General features: G+C 35.5%; 13 protein-coding genes. 3 read left to right on the top strand and 10 right to left on the bottom strand.

All coding sequences use genetic code 11. The features are described from left to right. Positions 1–375 precede the first annotated feature (375 nt). Complete coding sequence (locus H7U22_RS07905) at positions 376–1,551, top strand: chondroitinase-B domain-containing protein (RefSeq protein ID WP_187070809.1); 1,176 nt, start codon at positions 376–378, stop codon at positions 1,549–1,551. 14 nt (positions 1,552–1,565) lie between these two features. Here H7U22_RS07905 and H7U22_RS07900 read toward each other — a convergent pair whose 3' ends face one another. Next, entirely contained in the window at positions 1,566–4,826 is a 3,261-nt protein-coding gene (locus H7U22_RS07900; RefSeq protein WP_187070808.1) for a glycosyl hydrolase, read from the bottom strand. Positions 4,827–5,205: 379 nt separating this feature from the next. Here H7U22_RS07900 and H7U22_RS07895 point away from each other — a divergent pair, with 379 nt between their 5' ends. After that, positions 5,206–6,300: an AI-2E family transporter gene (locus H7U22_RS07895; protein ID WP_187070807.1), complete on the top strand. Its 1,095-nt coding sequence runs from the start codon at positions 5,206–5,208 to the stop codon at positions 6,298–6,300. A gap of 194 nt (positions 6,301–6,494) precedes the next feature. Here H7U22_RS07895 and cysM read toward each other — a convergent pair whose 3' ends face one another. From cysM to H7U22_RS07880, 3 genes are all read right to left on the bottom strand, one after another. Continuing rightward, positions 6,495–7,367 carry a cysteine synthase CysM gene (gene cysM / locus H7U22_RS07890; protein WP_187070806.1) on the bottom strand — a complete coding sequence of 291 codons (873 nt, stop codon included), beginning with the start codon at positions 7,365–7,367 and terminating at the stop codon, positions 6,495–6,497. Positions 7,368–7,375: 8 nt separating this feature from the next. Then, entirely contained in the window at positions 7,376–8,188 is an 813-nt protein-coding gene (locus tag H7U22_RS07885) for a serine O-acetyltransferase (RefSeq protein WP_187070805.1), read from the bottom strand. 148 nt (positions 8,189–8,336) lie between these two features. Continuing rightward, positions 8,337–10,034 (bottom strand): hypothetical protein, encoded by a 1,698-nt coding sequence (locus tag H7U22_RS07880; RefSeq protein ID WP_187070804.1) that lies wholly within the window; start codon positions 10,032–10,034, stop codon positions 8,337–8,339. A 214-nt stretch (positions 10,035–10,248) separates the two neighbouring features. On the opposite strand from H7U22_RS07880, the gene H7U22_RS07875 reads away from it, so the two are divergent. Continuing rightward, positions 10,249–10,479: a hypothetical protein gene (locus H7U22_RS07875; RefSeq protein WP_187070803.1), complete on the top strand. Its 231-nt coding sequence runs from the start codon at positions 10,249–10,251 to the stop codon at positions 10,477–10,479. Positions 10,480–10,656: 177 nt separating this feature from the next. Here H7U22_RS07875 and msrA read toward each other — a convergent pair whose 3' ends face one another. The 6 genes from msrA to H7U22_RS07845 form a co-directional block, all read right to left on the bottom strand. After that, a complete protein-coding gene (msrA, locus tag H7U22_RS07870) occupies positions 10,657–11,148 on the bottom strand; it encodes a peptide-methionine (S)-S-oxide reductase MsrA (protein ID WP_187070802.1) in 492 nt (163 codons plus the stop codon). Between the two features lie 158 nt (positions 11,149–11,306). Further along, entirely contained in the window at positions 11,307–11,768 is a 462-nt protein-coding gene (locus H7U22_RS07865) for a PA2169 family four-helix-bundle protein (RefSeq protein ID WP_187070801.1), read from the bottom strand. A gap of 237 nt (positions 11,769–12,005) precedes the next feature. Further along, positions 12,006–12,185 carry a hypothetical protein gene (locus tag H7U22_RS07860; RefSeq protein WP_187070800.1) on the bottom strand — a complete coding sequence of 60 codons (180 nt, stop codon included), beginning with the start codon at positions 12,183–12,185 and terminating at the stop codon, positions 12,006–12,008. A gap of 59 nt (positions 12,186–12,244) precedes the next feature. Then, the gene (locus H7U22_RS07855) at positions 12,245–12,568 is read right to left on the bottom strand and encodes a hypothetical protein (RefSeq protein WP_187070799.1); all 324 of its coding nucleotides are present in this window, start codon (positions 12,566–12,568) and stop codon (positions 12,245–12,247) included. A 116-nt stretch (positions 12,569–12,684) separates the two neighbouring features. Then, positions 12,685–13,980 carry a PepSY-associated TM helix domain-containing protein gene (locus tag H7U22_RS07850; protein ID WP_187070798.1) on the bottom strand — a complete coding sequence of 432 codons (1,296 nt, stop codon included), beginning with the start codon at positions 13,978–13,980 and terminating at the stop codon, positions 12,685–12,687. A gap of 32 nt (positions 13,981–14,012) precedes the next feature. Continuing rightward, the gene (locus H7U22_RS07845) at positions 14,013–15,236 is read right to left on the bottom strand and encodes a DUF4374 domain-containing protein (RefSeq protein WP_187070797.1); all 1,224 of its coding nucleotides are present in this window, start codon (positions 15,234–15,236) and stop codon (positions 14,013–14,015) included. Positions 15,237–15,240: the final 4 nt, after the last annotated feature.

The following is a 15,240-nucleotide window of genomic DNA, read 5'->3' as shown; positions in this document are numbered from 1 at the left end:
TATTGGTTTTGATGTTTATTTTACAACAGCCCATACTTTAAAAAGTTTAAATTACTTGGAAATTTTCAACAGAATTAAATCACAATAACCTAGCAATAAGCCATTTCCAAAGAACCTTATTTTGAAAAGGCGAATTAATTTATTTTCATCAAAAGGCTTAAAAGTATAAAAGGGCAGTCAAATCCATGACCACCCTTTTTTTCAGATCGTTTGATTACTAAACCAAACTAAGTATAAGACATCAAGAACTAAGAAATGTTGCAAAGAATTAAAACTTTTTTTCTCGCTTAATAAGAAATGTATGGAACTCCTTTTTAAACTTCAATATAGACGATTTATAGTTTAACTTTACTATTCCTGTTTTAGCCAAATCCCATGAAAAGAAATATCTTGCTAGTCATTATCTTAATATGCTCATTCAAAAATTCCTTTGGAGAAATTTACAAGATTAAGCGTTTAGAGGAATTGAAGATTGTAGCTGAAAAGCTTGAACCTGGCGATGAAGTAATTATTCAAAATGGAAATTACAGCAATTGGTCTATCGAAATTAATAGTAAAGGAACTTTAGAAAAACCTATAATCATAAAAGCTGAAACAAATGGCCAAGTTATTTTTTCTGGCGATGTTGAACGAAACCTATTTAGAATTACCGGCAATTTTATCAACCTAAAAGGATTCGCTTTTAAATCCTGTACCTTAAAAAAGGCAGAAAAATCAACAGGAGTTTTAATCGAACTTAATAGTACATCTAATTGTAAGGTTAGCCTATGTAGTTTTGAAGGCAATATTGTTAAAGCTCAATTTATGCCTTTGGTTATTATCTCTGGAAATGGAGAATCTAATACTATAGATAGTTGCAATTTCATTTCAAATGTTGATAATCAAGATGTTCAAATCAAAGTAACTAAAGAATCTTTTCCTTTAAATACTAAAATAACACACAATAGTTTTTCTTTTAAAAATAAGGTAAGCTGGAAAAATGGTAACGGAGGAGAATGCATTCAGGTTGGGCAAGATCCGGTTTTACTTGGAAATCAGACACCAAAAACCTTTGTTTCCGAAAATACATTTACCGAATGTAATGGAGAAAATGAGGTGATTAGCAATAAAAGCAGTGGCAATACCTACACCAAAAATTATTTCAAGAACAATGACGGCGAATTGGTAATGCGTGGCGGGCACGATTGTGTAATCTCTGATAATATTTTTGAAGGAGGCACTGGCGGAATCAGAATAAATGGAACCGGACATTTAATTAAAAACAACAAAATTTCGGGCATAAAAACCGCTATTAGGTTAATGTACGGAATGGCCAAAGGGAAAACAGAAACCGGCTTTTACATCAGTGCAAGTAACTGCAAAATTGTAAACAACACCATTTCAACCGCCGATACCGGAATTTTAGTTGGTGATAGTAAAAACGCCGATTGGACAGGAAAATTTGACGTAAAAAAATATCCCTCGCCTGTTTTACAAAATATTCAACCCTTTGATAATGAAATCTCTAGCAATCATTTTAAAAATGTTAAAATCGAAATCTTGAAACAGTAACACCTAGATTAATTTCAATAAGCAATCGAACTAATCGTAACTGGTCCTTTCAAACCCGATGGTTCAAGCTTACTATCTGGTTTATAAGGATTATCATTTGTCCAAGTTTTACGATCTTTTTCTGGTAATTTGCTATCGCCGATGAGTCGGTTTACCCAAGTATTTGCCACACTAATTTCTACCGTGTTTGTTCCGGCTTTGAGGGCTTTAGTTATTTCCACTCGCCAAGGATTCGTCCAAGCACCGCCAACATAAGTTCCGTTTATTTTCACTTTGGCAATGACATTTACCTCGCCTAAATTTAAATAAATATGTTCGCCAGTTTTTGGCAATTCATTCGAGAAGGAATTACGATAAATCGCTGTTCCAGAGAAATATTTTATATCGAGATTAGCATTTTCTGTCCAATCTGTTAAGGTTTTAAACAGAATGGGCTCAGCTGGTCCGCGTTTATTTTTCTCGAATTCGACCATCCACGGGGATGAAATTCTAGACACAGTATGTTCTACAGGAATATCGGCAATTGCTGCTGATTCTTTAACAGTGCTCTTTTTGAAAACAACAAACATACTTTGTAAACCTTCTAATTTTAATGGTACAGAAGTTACGCCATTTGTAGTTTTAAACTCAGGCAAAGCTCGAACATCTCCAGTAATTGGATCCCAAATTTCGGGGATTTTTCCTTCAATTCTAAACTGCGGATTAATTGAGATTGGATTATTGCTTTGATTGCTGATGAAATAAAAATCTCCTTGAGGAAGCTTACGATGAATAAATAAAACTGGATCATTTTGAGCTACAACAAAATCTGGCTTTAGGTTTAACGAATTTAGAACAGGCTGAAGTGATGTTCCTTGCGATACCGTTCCCTTTCCATACTGGTGTGAAGATTCTGCACTAGAATTTGAACTTCCCCAAAGCCTTTTAGCCATTTCAGCAACCTCTTGATCCGCAACAGCAAAATTCTGCAAACTTGGTGATCTCAAAGGTGGCGGACCGAAAATGTGTGCTCCCTGCTCTACCAATTTTGTTATCCTTCTCAGTAATTCGGGCCTCATGGTTTCCAATTTTGGCAAAACTAAAAGGCCATAATTCATTCCATCAGGTAAGAAAAGCCGTCCATTTTTAACCGTAACTCTATTTTTAATTACTTCTGCATTTATATAATCGAAAGAATAACCTGCCGGAAGCGCAGGATCGCAAACCCCAGTCATTTTTGGAGCGTCTTCCCCAATAAAATAAGCCACATCTGCAACATATTTTCCTTGTTGTAACATGAAATTGCACCGTTTTAAATAAGTTGTAAAAAGATCCAGATAACTAAACCAAGTGTTGTGTCGATTAAACTCCGTACTAAAGTTGGCGTTAATTCCGGGCACTAAGTCCTCTGTGGGCTGCTCAATGTAAACGTGTAAAAGCGTATTGTTAATTCCTTCTGTAAAAAAGCGATCGCCACGTTGCTTTATAAATCCAGGGTAACGCACATAAGGCCTTCCTCCAGCGGTAAATGATTCTGCAGAAACTTTCGTTTTACCATAAATGTGTGCGGCAGAAGATGCAGCTCTATTTTCGATATTTCCTAGTTCTCCTTCACTCCAAAATTCACCTCCAATCTCATCAGATTGACCTCCGTACTGCAAAAATTCGCCAGGAAAACCCCAATGGCCGTAATTCTCTAACCAAGTATGTAAACCATATTTATGACTCACGGCTCGTAATCCGCCAACATAATCGTAAGCAACTCGATCTGCAATTAATCGACGTAAATCCCACAGAAAACGATCTGAAATTTCAGGGCTTCCAACAACCTTTCCCGAAAGTGTAGGTAAGTAGGGCAATGGATCGTAGCCATAATTCTTTTTAAAACTTTCAGCCATTCCATCGGTCCAGTTTTGCCCACCAGTTTCGTAACTATCTTGAACAGCTACTTTCCAAGTCTTTCTATCTTCTGCTGGTATTCTTCTCATAATTTCGCCAAGGAAACTATTAAAATGACTCTCAACATGGGTTTTGCTCATTTTATCAACTTCAAGTCCGGTGGCTTCTTTTGAGGCCGGTCCATTAGTTACACCAGTCGTTGTCATCGCCATTCTAAACACAATCCAATCTCCCGCGGGTGCGTTCCAATTTAATTGCCCATCAGCTGATAGATATTTGGTAAGATCTAAAACTTTTTCAGGATGGATAAGTAAAGATTGATCTGATACTTTTGGCTGAGAAATCCATTGATATTCGTTCCAATATGGTAATGGTGATTGAAACATTTTTGCAAGTGTTTTTTCAGTAAAGCTTTCTATTCGGGGCGATGGAGAAATCTCTACTTCTGAAATTCCAAATCTCGATGAAGCGTTGCTAATCACAAGTTTAAAACTGTTCGATTCGGTTTCTGGCAGGGAAATCGCTATGGGACCATAGGGCGCAAAACCAACATTTAAGTTGTCGTTTCTTCTATCAATAGAAAATTTCCTTATCGAAGTATATTTTCCATCAATAAGTGCTAAGATTTCAGCATTAGCGGTCATGGTAAAGTGAGCCGGATAGATGACAAGACTTCTCGCTGTAATGGCTTTCTGAGTTTTAAAATCAACATAAAACGTTTTATCAGATGGAAAAATTAAATCGCTAATGGTATCTCTATCCATTAATTTATTTAACTGATTTACCGTTACCGAACTTGTAATGGTTGTATTTTTTTCTGTTAATCGATCGTTATAAAACTTCGGCAATTGATAAGCTATAGTTTTAACATCCTCAAAAATTTTATTGGGTTTAGGCAGATTGATAATCAATTGTTTACCGCCAGTTACTGTAGTTTCAGATGAAGTAAGATAACGCATGGATTGCTCGGGTTTTATCCACGGGCCACCAGATTGGCTCCAACCCGGACTATTAAAAATACCAATTTCTATATTTAATTCTGTAGCGGTTTTTAATGCCGTATGCAAGATATCCCACCACTCTTCCGAGAAAATTTTCACTTTTCCATAAGGCGTAGATGGGTATCCGATATTGCCTATGAAAGCTCTATTTATCCCAACACTTTTCATCGCTTTAAGATCTTTAACAACTCCTTCCTTAGAAATATTATCAGACATCCAATACCAATAAATACTAGTTTGAACAGTATCTGTAGCATTAGAAAAAACATTTTGGATTTGCGACAAACTATTTTGACCTGCTTTATTAGATCGTTGAACTTTACAGGATATTAAAATAATGACCAAAAAAAGTACGCCTATAAGTTTTTTATAGAGATTGGGAGATTTGTTGCTCATGTTTTGAGTTTGTTCGGTTAGGATCGGCTAAAATTCTAAATTTCATTATCCATGGGTAAAGTAGTGAATAATATGCATTAGGAATAATCTGTATTTAATTTTTTACGCACTAGATTGATTAGAAACATTAAAAACTTTACAGATAAACCTTTGGAGTCAAAAATTTTGACCAAGATTTTCATCTGGAGCGCTGTCATTAAGTAGCAGAACATTATGCAAAAGAAATGATTAAGGAGTGCTATGGGCTTACTTTTTGTTTCAAAATCGCAACCTCTTTTTTTTTGCTAATAATTTATTATTCGAGCCCAGTTAATATTAATTAAGTAAGCTTAGAACTTTGTTGTCTTTTTTTTGTTAGATTCTGAAAAATAAGCACCAAATGATTAAAAGATATCCATTCTACATTAAAGCTCCCGTTATATTACTTGGGCTTGTTATTACTGTTTTTATGTTGAGCGTACTAAGGGATATCCTAGTGCCACTTGCATTCGCATCGCTCATTGCGATCCTCCTTAATCCACTCTCCAATAGACTTGAAAGAAAGTTGCCTAAAATTGTAAGTATTATTTTAAGCATGCTGATTGCAATTTTGGTTGTAATGGGATTAATGTACTTTCTTTCTTCGCAAATAGCACACTTTTTTGATAATGTAGAAGCAATGAAGCAAAAATTTAGTGAGCTTTTACACATCATTCAGCAATGGTTAGAAAAAACATTTGGAATCAGTTCGAGCAAACAAGTTCAAATGCTTAACGATGCTGCAAAGGGAAGTAAAGCGATGATTGGACAAACTTTAAATGGGGTTCTTGGGATTTTGAGCGTTGTATTTCTAATTCCAGTTTATACCTTTCTTATTATGTTATATAAAGCCCTTATTTTAAATTTTCTATATGAGGTTTTCTCAGAAGAAAATCAGAAAAAAGTTGGAGAAATTTTAAGTGAAACCAAAGCTGCGATACAAAGTTATATTGTTGGCCTTTTAATTGAAACATCCATAGTTGCAGTGCTTAACTCTGCAGCTTTATTAATTCTTGGGGTTCAAAACGCCATTCTTATTGGGGTTATTGGTGCAATATTAAATCTACTCCCATATATTGGTGGGATTATTGCAATTGCCCTGCCTGTTTTAATGGCGACTTTAACTACGGATGGTTTTACTACACAACTCCTAATTATTGGCGCTTATGCACTTATTCAGTTTATAGATAATAACATCTTAGTTCCGCGAATTGTATCTTCAAAAGTTCAGATAAATGCACTGATTTCAATTGTGATTGTTTTATTGGGCGCTGCACTTTGGGGGGTTCCCGGAATGTTTCTTTCCATTCCTTTTATCGCTGTGCTAAAAATTATTTTCGATCGTATTGAAGGCTTGAAACCTTGGGGTAAGCTTTTAGGCGATAACATTCCAACGGAGCATATGGGCCAATTGAAAAAGTTGAGAAGAAAACCAGCGAAAGTAGTTGAAGAGTAATAAGGAAAAGTCTTCACTAAGGTCCTATTATTAGAAGATATTTTGACTTAAAACACTATTGTTTCTTTTTGTGTCTTTTGCGGTAAAAATCACCACAAAAGACACAAAACTTTTTTTTGTAGCCGCAAACTTTAGAAGAAAGTATTTTTATCAATCTTTATTAGAGTATTAACTTATTTCTCGGTTGTTCGCATTTATCCAAAAAGATCACTGCTTAAATAACGATCTCCCCGATCACAGGCAATAAAAACAATTACACCTTTCTCTATTTCTTGAGCTAATTTTAAAGCTGCAGCGCAAGCACCACCCGAACTCATTCCTCCAAATATCCCTTCCATTTTCGCAAGCTTCCTAGCCATTTCTACAGCTTCAACTTCTGTAACATCCATCACTCTGTCTACTCTTTCAGGTTCGAATATTTTTGGCAAATACTCTTTGGGCCAACGCCTAATTCCTGGAATAGATGATCCTTCTGTAGGCTGGCAACCCACAATTTGAATGTTGTGATTTTGTTCCTTTAAAAACCTAGAACAGCCCATAATGGTACCTGTTGTACCCATAGAACTAACGAAATGCGTGATGCTTTCTTCAGTATCACGCCAAATTTCGGGACCAGTTGTTTTATAATGCGCCAAATAATTGTCGGGATTTGAGAATTGATTCAGCAAGAAGTAGCCATTTGATGCACCTTTCTCTTCAGCGTAATCTCTACAAATCTCAATACTATCCAACAAAGTTACTTTGGCACCAAATGCTTCCATAGTTACTTTGCGCTCTCTAGTAGAATTAGCCGGCATCACCAACTCAATTTCTAGCCCAAATAAGCTGGCAATCATAGCTAAGGCTATTCCAGTATTTCCGCTAGTGGCCTCAACCAATTTTGTGCCGGGTTTAATCTCTCCACGCTCTAAAGCACTCCGAATCATATTCAGTGATGCTCGATCTTTTACACTTCCGCCCGGATTATTTCCTTCTAGTTTAGCGAAAATTTTAACATTTGGCTTTGGGTTAAGTTTCGCCAACTCGGCCATTGGGGTATTTCCAATTAAATCTATAATTTGTGCCATGATAGTTGCTAGCTTGTTTGTTTAGTATTTCGAATATTTATAATGGGAGAATGATAAGCTGTAGAAAAAGGCTCAATACTTTCCGTTAACCAAACGTTTCCACCAATAATACTATCGTGACCTATCGTGGTTTCGCCTCCTAAAATTGTTGCGCCAGAGTAAATTACTACTCTATCTTCTACCGTTGGATGCCTCTTTACACCTGCCAAAACTTTACGCACACTCAATGCACCAAGCGTTACGCCTTGATAGAGTTTAACGTATTGTCCGATGATGGCAGTTTCGCCGATTACAATTCCTGTTCCATGATCGATATAAAAATATTCGCCAATTTGCGCTGCCGGGTGGATATCAACTCCTGTTCTAGAATGTGCATGCTCAGTTAAGATTCGGGGAATAATCGGGATTCCTAAATCGAAGAGTAAATGTGCAATTCTGTAAAAGCAAATGGCATAAAAACCTGGATAAGATCGAACAACTTCAAATTTGCTTACCGCAGCTGGATCTCCTTCGTAAATTGCAGTTATATCTGTATTTAAAACTCGATAAAGTTCTGGTAAATTATTAAAAAACTGGGCTGATGTTTGTTTGCAATCGGTGTGCTGCAACTCGCAACTTTTTGAAATAATCTCGTACAAATCTTGTTCAAGTTTACTCGCATATTCTTTTAATTCTGTCGGACTGGAAAATATTTTACCTGAGCTTTCTGGAAAAAGAAAGTGCACTACATTTCTAGCCCATTCAGAAATAATTTCATTTGATGGAATGCTAACTTTTCGGTTAGGTTTATCAAAAAGATAATTATAAAATTGATCCTCCATAAAATTTGTTTTGTTGCGCTCTTCTTTTGAAAAGGAAAGTTTTTAAAGTTAACTTTTGTTTTTCAAATCGGATAAGAGACTTCGAAATTAGAAAGGAAAATTGCGAATGGTTAACAAAAAATCAAATATTTACTGCTTTTATCGCCAATTATTTCTTGAAGTTGATTTCTCCGAAATTTAGCGAAACCATATTATTTACAGGCTTTAATCGCAATGCGATATCTTTTTCTGGTTTTGAAAAAGTTCCTTTATTGGCTTTTAAACTATAGGATGCGCCTTCAAAATTACAATCCACTTGTGCAGAACTAATTTTATTAAACGGAAGTTGAGCAAAATCTGCAGTGGTTAAATCTAGATACCAATTAAGTGCTGTTTTGCTTACCAGTTTTATGTTCATTTGTTTTTCGCTTAAATCCAATTCTAGTGATCCTTTGATTGATGTTAATGGCCAAGAAACATGAACAGAGTTTAATCCATTATCCGTAAATATTGGATCATTTCCTTTTAGTAAAACCTCTTTTCCATCAATCAAAGCTTTCAATCTTAAACCCGAAAGTTTATCTTTCTTGCTCCAAATATATCCATCAACAATAGGCAAGGTATAAAAAGAACATTCGTTTGATGTCGCAATTTCTGTGGTGTATTTATCCGGAAAATTCTCGTTAAATAAATGAATATCGCGAATACGCAAAGAGCCGTTTTCCCAAAGCATGTTTATTCGGTAAAAGCGACTGTTGTACCAAATCGTTTTTAAATCACTGCCTTCAAGATCTTTTGTTACCGAGAAAGAAGTAGCCGGAGTAACTTTATATTTTTTAGAGAACCACAATCCAGATTCCTCCATGGTTTCTACTTTCAGTTTTCCTTCATCTCTCAGCTTCGCAATCAATGGCATCTGAATTTCGAAACCCTTGGCCATCTCATCCCAAGTAAAAGAATTTTCTTGTCCGGCTTGTGTGTAATTAAATCCCAATGATCTATCTTGAGTGAAAGTTTGAAAAAACCAATTTACCCATTTTTCATCGCCACCACCAAATTTATATACAGGTTCTAGTGTTATAACGCCTTGTCTTTGTGTACCTAAACCAGTATCATATTGCCTAACAGGATCGCTTCCCAACATTCTGAAAATGGGTACAGGAATTTGATTTTCAGCGTTTTGAGCGGGCATATATGAATTTATCTTACTTGGATAATAAGCTTGATTCCAATATCCGCCCCACAAAGTATAACCATCTGTTCCATATTGATCTTTACAATTGCTGGAAGCCACAATATGGTATTTTTCATACATATAATTGAGCGTATGAGCATCGATAAACCAGGAACCAACCGATTTTGGATAGTAACAGAATATCTTTTTGAAATCGGCCATGTACACATCAATGATTTTTTCCCGTTCTTTTGGAGTATAGCCAGTAGCAAAACCAACATCAGCATGCCAATCCCAGGGGTAGCGCCCTCTCCATTTTATTCCAGCTTTTTCAATTAAGGGCTGAGGAAGTTCCCACCATGCTCCTATTTCGAAAGAATTTTTAGGCAGACCAGATAATAGCTTTTGATATCTCTGATCCATCAAGGCATCATATTGCAATAAAAATGTACCGCGGAGATTATATTTTTTCATGATCTCTACTTGTTTCACCACAGTTTTATAGAGCACCTCTTGTGTTATTTTCGGATCGCGAGGTTCTAGTAATCGGATGAAATTTACAATATTAACAATCTTCAAACCCCCTTTTCCTGCTTCTGGATTTATTTTTTCTGGTGTAATCCATGAGGAAAGTACGATTGTTAAAAACACCAAGAAAATTCCTAAGAATGGTTTTGTAATATAATTCCTCATAGTATCGGGATTGATTATGCTAATGTAAATGTATTTAATAAAAGTTAGTAAAAGGTTTTATTAAATATTGAAAATCAGCAGACTCAGGCGAATCGGGATGGCTTCAGAATTATTTTTCTTTTTTTTAAAGTAATTTAAAGCTTCATCCGTCTACCTCTAAAACCTTCAGGTTTTAACAATGAAAAACCATTATTAAAACAAGAGAACAAAAGCTATGATTTCTATTTTTAAAACAAACATCCAATCTGAAAACGAGTTGCAAAAAATTGCTTCTTATTTAAATGCCCGCATCTCAGAAATTATTTGGAATATCGATTTATTGGATTCTGATAAGATTTTGAGAATCGACTCTAATACTAACAAAAATGAAGAGGTAATTTCTCTTTTCAACGAAGTGGGTTATCGTTGTACTAACCTCGAAACTTTTTACGCTGAACCAGTTTAAAAAATTAAGGCAAAAAATAAAGAAGCTGGATCATAAATTATTTTTGTTTAGATTTTTGTCACATTGAGCCAGTCGAAATACTTTAAATGCATTTTTTTTAATCCTCCTACAAGCTCAGGATGACAATTAACTTTTATGATCCAACCTCCGTATATATTTTGAAAACGGTTAAAAGACTTAACTCATCTTCCAGTCTGGTCTTTCAAAATGACAGGTATATCCGTACGGATTTTTCTGCAAATAATCTTGATGTTCTTCTTCAGCGTTCCAAAAATCAGTTGCAGGCACAACCTCGGTTATAATTTTACCAGGCCAAACTCCAGATGCATCCATTTCCGCTATTAACTGATTAGCAGTTTCTTGCTGTGTTTCATCTAAATAAAAAATAGCAGAACGATAAGAGGTACCAACATCATTCCCTTGTCTATTGCGGGTAGTTGGATCGTGAATTTGGAAAAAATATTCAAGTAATTTTCGGTAAGATAATATTGAAGGATCAAAAGTTATTTCGATACCCTCAGCATGCGTTCCATGATTTCTATAAGTCGCATTTGGTACATCGCCTCCTGTGTATCCAACTACGGTAGCAGTTACACCCGGATAATGGCGAATAAGTTCTTCTACTCCCCAAAAGCAACCGCCAGCTAAAATGGCTTTTTCAGTATTCATATATGTTTTCGAATTTGATTAATAAAGGTACATTGTGAAGGGCTAAAAGACAAGGATTCCAAATAATCATAAAGTAAAAATCCATACACTAAAATTAATTAGCCATCAAAAAAGCCGTTTATGGTTTCTCATAAACGGCTCGATATTTATTTTGTTGATTACAATGCAGCTTGTGCGTCTCTTAATGCTTTAATGGCATCGTGACTTGCATTGATTCCTTGTTGCTGATTTAAAAGAACTTCTCTAATGTTCTCTCCAAGTTCATTTTCTTGAAGGGCTTCTTTGTATGCTTTTTTAATTGCATCTTCTCCGCGTTCACATTCAGCCAATATGCTATGGCGGTCATCACCACCAAAACTCGCTTTAATATCTATCCAAGCTCTATGTAAGCTACCTAAAATTGTATTGCCAGTATCTGGGTTTTCTCCATGTCTACCCACTAAACCTGCAAGTTCAGTTACGTTGGTTCTACTTGCTGATGATAATTTTTCAAATATTGCTTTAAGGTCAATATTTTCTTCGCTTAAATCTTTCGAAGCTTTATCAAATCCATCTGCTCTGTCGTTATTGATCTCGATTAGATCATTTAATACTTCTACTGTTTTTTCTGTATTTTCCATAATGTATTATTGATGTTTATATATGAACAAAACTTTTTAGCTAAAGGTTTGGAAAATTTTAAAGTAGTAGATTCTTTATAGAAGTAATTTTGAAAATGGTTTAAAATGAGAAAGCCTCATATTACTATGAGGCTATATTGAATGTTTTATAAGCATCCACCGATAAAACTAAACCAAACAAACTATCTTATAAACGGATCACTGATCCAATTGTTTTAAAAAATTTAATTATTTTATTTAACGCCACATTCTCCATAATGGCAAATCATCAGATTGTATTTCGTTATTAATTTCTTCCCAAAATGACGAACTTATTTCGTTGATCCCATTTTCTACTTTACTGAAATCTATGCTTACGCTTTGAGCACTTAGCGTTGGCTCTGGATTGTTAAAATTTTTATCGTTCTGAAATTCCATTTTCTTCGTGCTTTTAAAAAGCAACAAGCTCAAAAAGAAAATGTTTAAAAAAATTAAAATTAATTACCGTTCAACAGCTCATAAATTCTTTTCATAAAACGAGCTTCAGCCATTACCTCGAAAAACAAATCCCACTCTTGCCTATTAAAAACAAGGCTTATATCTGGAAATGGAGTGGAGAGAATTACCACTTCCTGCCCATCGGGTCTGGTTTCTAAAAAATCGTCAAAGTCTATCCTACAGGTGGCAAGATAGAATGCATCAAACTGCTGAAAGGAAAAGTTCATCAGTACGCCAGATCTCCAAATATTTAAAACCTTGCAGTTACAACACTGAGAAATTATTACAGCACCTTTTTGAGCTAAGACTGAAGTTTTGCACATCACATGGTGAGTTAATTTATAGTTTCTGTATCGTTATAGTGCCTGATCTGCCCGAACTAATTTAGAACGGGCAAACAGGACTTTGAGCATAACTAACCAATTAGATAATGCAATTATTATTGTAGTACGCTTTCTGTAGGCGAACTAATTGTATTAATTTTAGAATCCTCTTTCTTGGGCAATTCTGTATTCTTTATTAAAGGCTTTTTATTTGATTTTTTCTTGAACTTTCTACCATACCAAATTAAGAAACCAGTAGTTGGTAAACTTGCGCCGATTAAGGAAGCCAGGAACGCGAGAACCTTTCCCGGAAAACCAAGAATACTTCCAACGTGGATATCGTAATTCATTTTCCTAAGTTTACCACCAAAACCAGATGCTTCATAAGAAGTACCATAAACGCCCTCGCCTTTAAATTCTTTTAGCGTATGCTGATCAAAGGCATAACTTTGATTGTTATAAAACTGCCCAGTATTTGGATATACTGTAACATTGATTACTGATTTTGCTTTTGAAGTATCCGGAAAAGTATAGTAAAAACCCTGAGATTTCGGATGACGGGTAATCACTTTTTTCCATGCCAAATCCATAGCCTTTTGCGGTGTATAAAACTTTCCAACGGCTAACGAGTCTGATTGCAGGCGTTGAAAATCGCCCAATTTATCTCCACCAGAGGTTACCCAATAAAGTGATTCGCTGTACCATTTAATTCCATAAACCATACCAGTTAAGGCAATAAAGAGTAAAAATATCAGTGAATAAAATCCAAGTACGTTGTGCAAATCCAGATTGACACGTTTAAAAGAAGCGCCCCATTTAATTTTGAAACTCTTATCAGTAGTAGATTTATTCCATTTTTTTGGATACCACCAAATTAAACCAGTAATTAATAAAACAACGAATACAAGTGTTCCATAATTAACAATCGGTCTTCCAATACCATACGGCAACCACAAAAATCTGTGTCCATTTAAAATAAATCTAAAAAAATCTACCTCACCTTTCTTATGAACAACTTTTTTTATTACCTCGCCAGAATATGGATTAATCAATAAGCTTGTTCCTCCACCTCTTCTACCTTCATCTTTCTTGCCTCTTAAATTTAAGTTGATTGCTCTGCCCTGCTGATATTGAGCATAAGATGGAATTTTATCAGGAAAAATTTTAAATGCGATTGCGCTTAATTGTGAAGGCGTTATTACTGGTTTATTCTGTTGCTTAACTTTAGAATCTGGTTCTAGCAAACCTGTTATTTCTTCGTTAAAAACCCAAATACATCCAGTGATACAAACAACAAGAACAATGACACCAGAGGCCAGCCCCAGCCAGAGATGAAGCCATTTATTAATCCTCGAAAAAGGAGAATCCTTAGTTTTTTTCTTTACTGGATTAGTTTTAGTTGAAATTGCCATTGTTCTGCCTTGTTGTGTGTGTGTTCTATATTTTATTTAATGTGTTGAATAGCTGTGATTAAACCACCTGTTACTTTTAAACCCTTAACAGCGGAGTGGTTTGAAGCATCTATTTTATAAACCCACGTTGTACCATCTGTTAAGTTCACGCCTACATATCCGTATCTTCCGTCTTTAGGTGAATAATTGGTTGTGGTTATACTTGAAATAGTTGTAGCCTCAGGAAAACCTGTTACAAGAGAAACCGTTTTGCCAACAACATCCACAATAGCTAATCTTTTACCGGTAACATAAGCGCCTTTGGTTGCTTTAGGTTCTACATTAGCAACAAATTTATTTTGCCCAACATACAACCAGTTTGTAATTACATAACCGTTTGATGCCGTTTCAAAATTCATTAGGTAAGTCTGGTCAAATTCTGTTGTTCCAGATTTAATTCTGGTAATTGAAGAGGGTTTTGTAGAAGTTAAAACACCACCTTTTACGGCTACAGAAGAAGAATATGCATAAGTATCGCCGTTCTCAACTACTTCAAGACCATCAGTAAAATATCTACCGATAAAGCTTGTTCTGGTATCTTTTATAGTTTTTTCGTACTGCATTGCAGGATAAGAATACACTGCAATACCAGCCTCATCAGGATGTTCTGTTTCGAAAGTACGACCAATAATAGAAAAATAAGGAGCAAATACTTTATTGCCAACTTGCTTTAACCAGCTAAAGTGAGCAATCTCACCATTACCTGTTGGTAAAACGGCATCAAGAGTTCCCTCAGCAGTTTGTTTATTTGTGGTAGCACTTACAATATACCAATTGGCTAAGGTTGCACCGGTTGCGGCATAAGCTCTTGGCACTTTCACCATTAAAATATCATCATTTACTGGCGCAAAAGCCTGCACCGTTGCTGCAGTAAAATCGTTTAGCTTATTTAATTTGCCTTCTTTAATATCGTAAACAGTTACTGCACCAGGGTTTCCCTGACCATAAAGCATACTGAAGAATTTATTACCCGTTGTAACGTAATAACGGTAAGTACCATCTTGCTCTACACCGTTACCAATAATAGAAACTGCACCTTCATCTAGGCTACTTGCAGTAACTAAATAATCTGCCACACCTGTAGATGCAACTGGTGTAACCGCCAATACATAGTTCCCTGGATTTTCTGCAACAGGATCAGTATTGTTTTTTTTGCACGAACTAAATACTGCTGTAATTGCCAACGCCATAAGCGCTTTAGTAATTGTTGATTTCATGTTG

It is taken from the genome of Pedobacter fastidiosus, assembly GCF_014306625.1.
GTDB lineage: Bacteria > Bacteroidota > Bacteroidia > Sphingobacteriales > Sphingobacteriaceae > Pedobacter > Pedobacter fastidiosus.
Note: the sequence above shows the minus strand (reverse complement) of the source record. Positions and strands in the feature narration are given on the sequence as shown.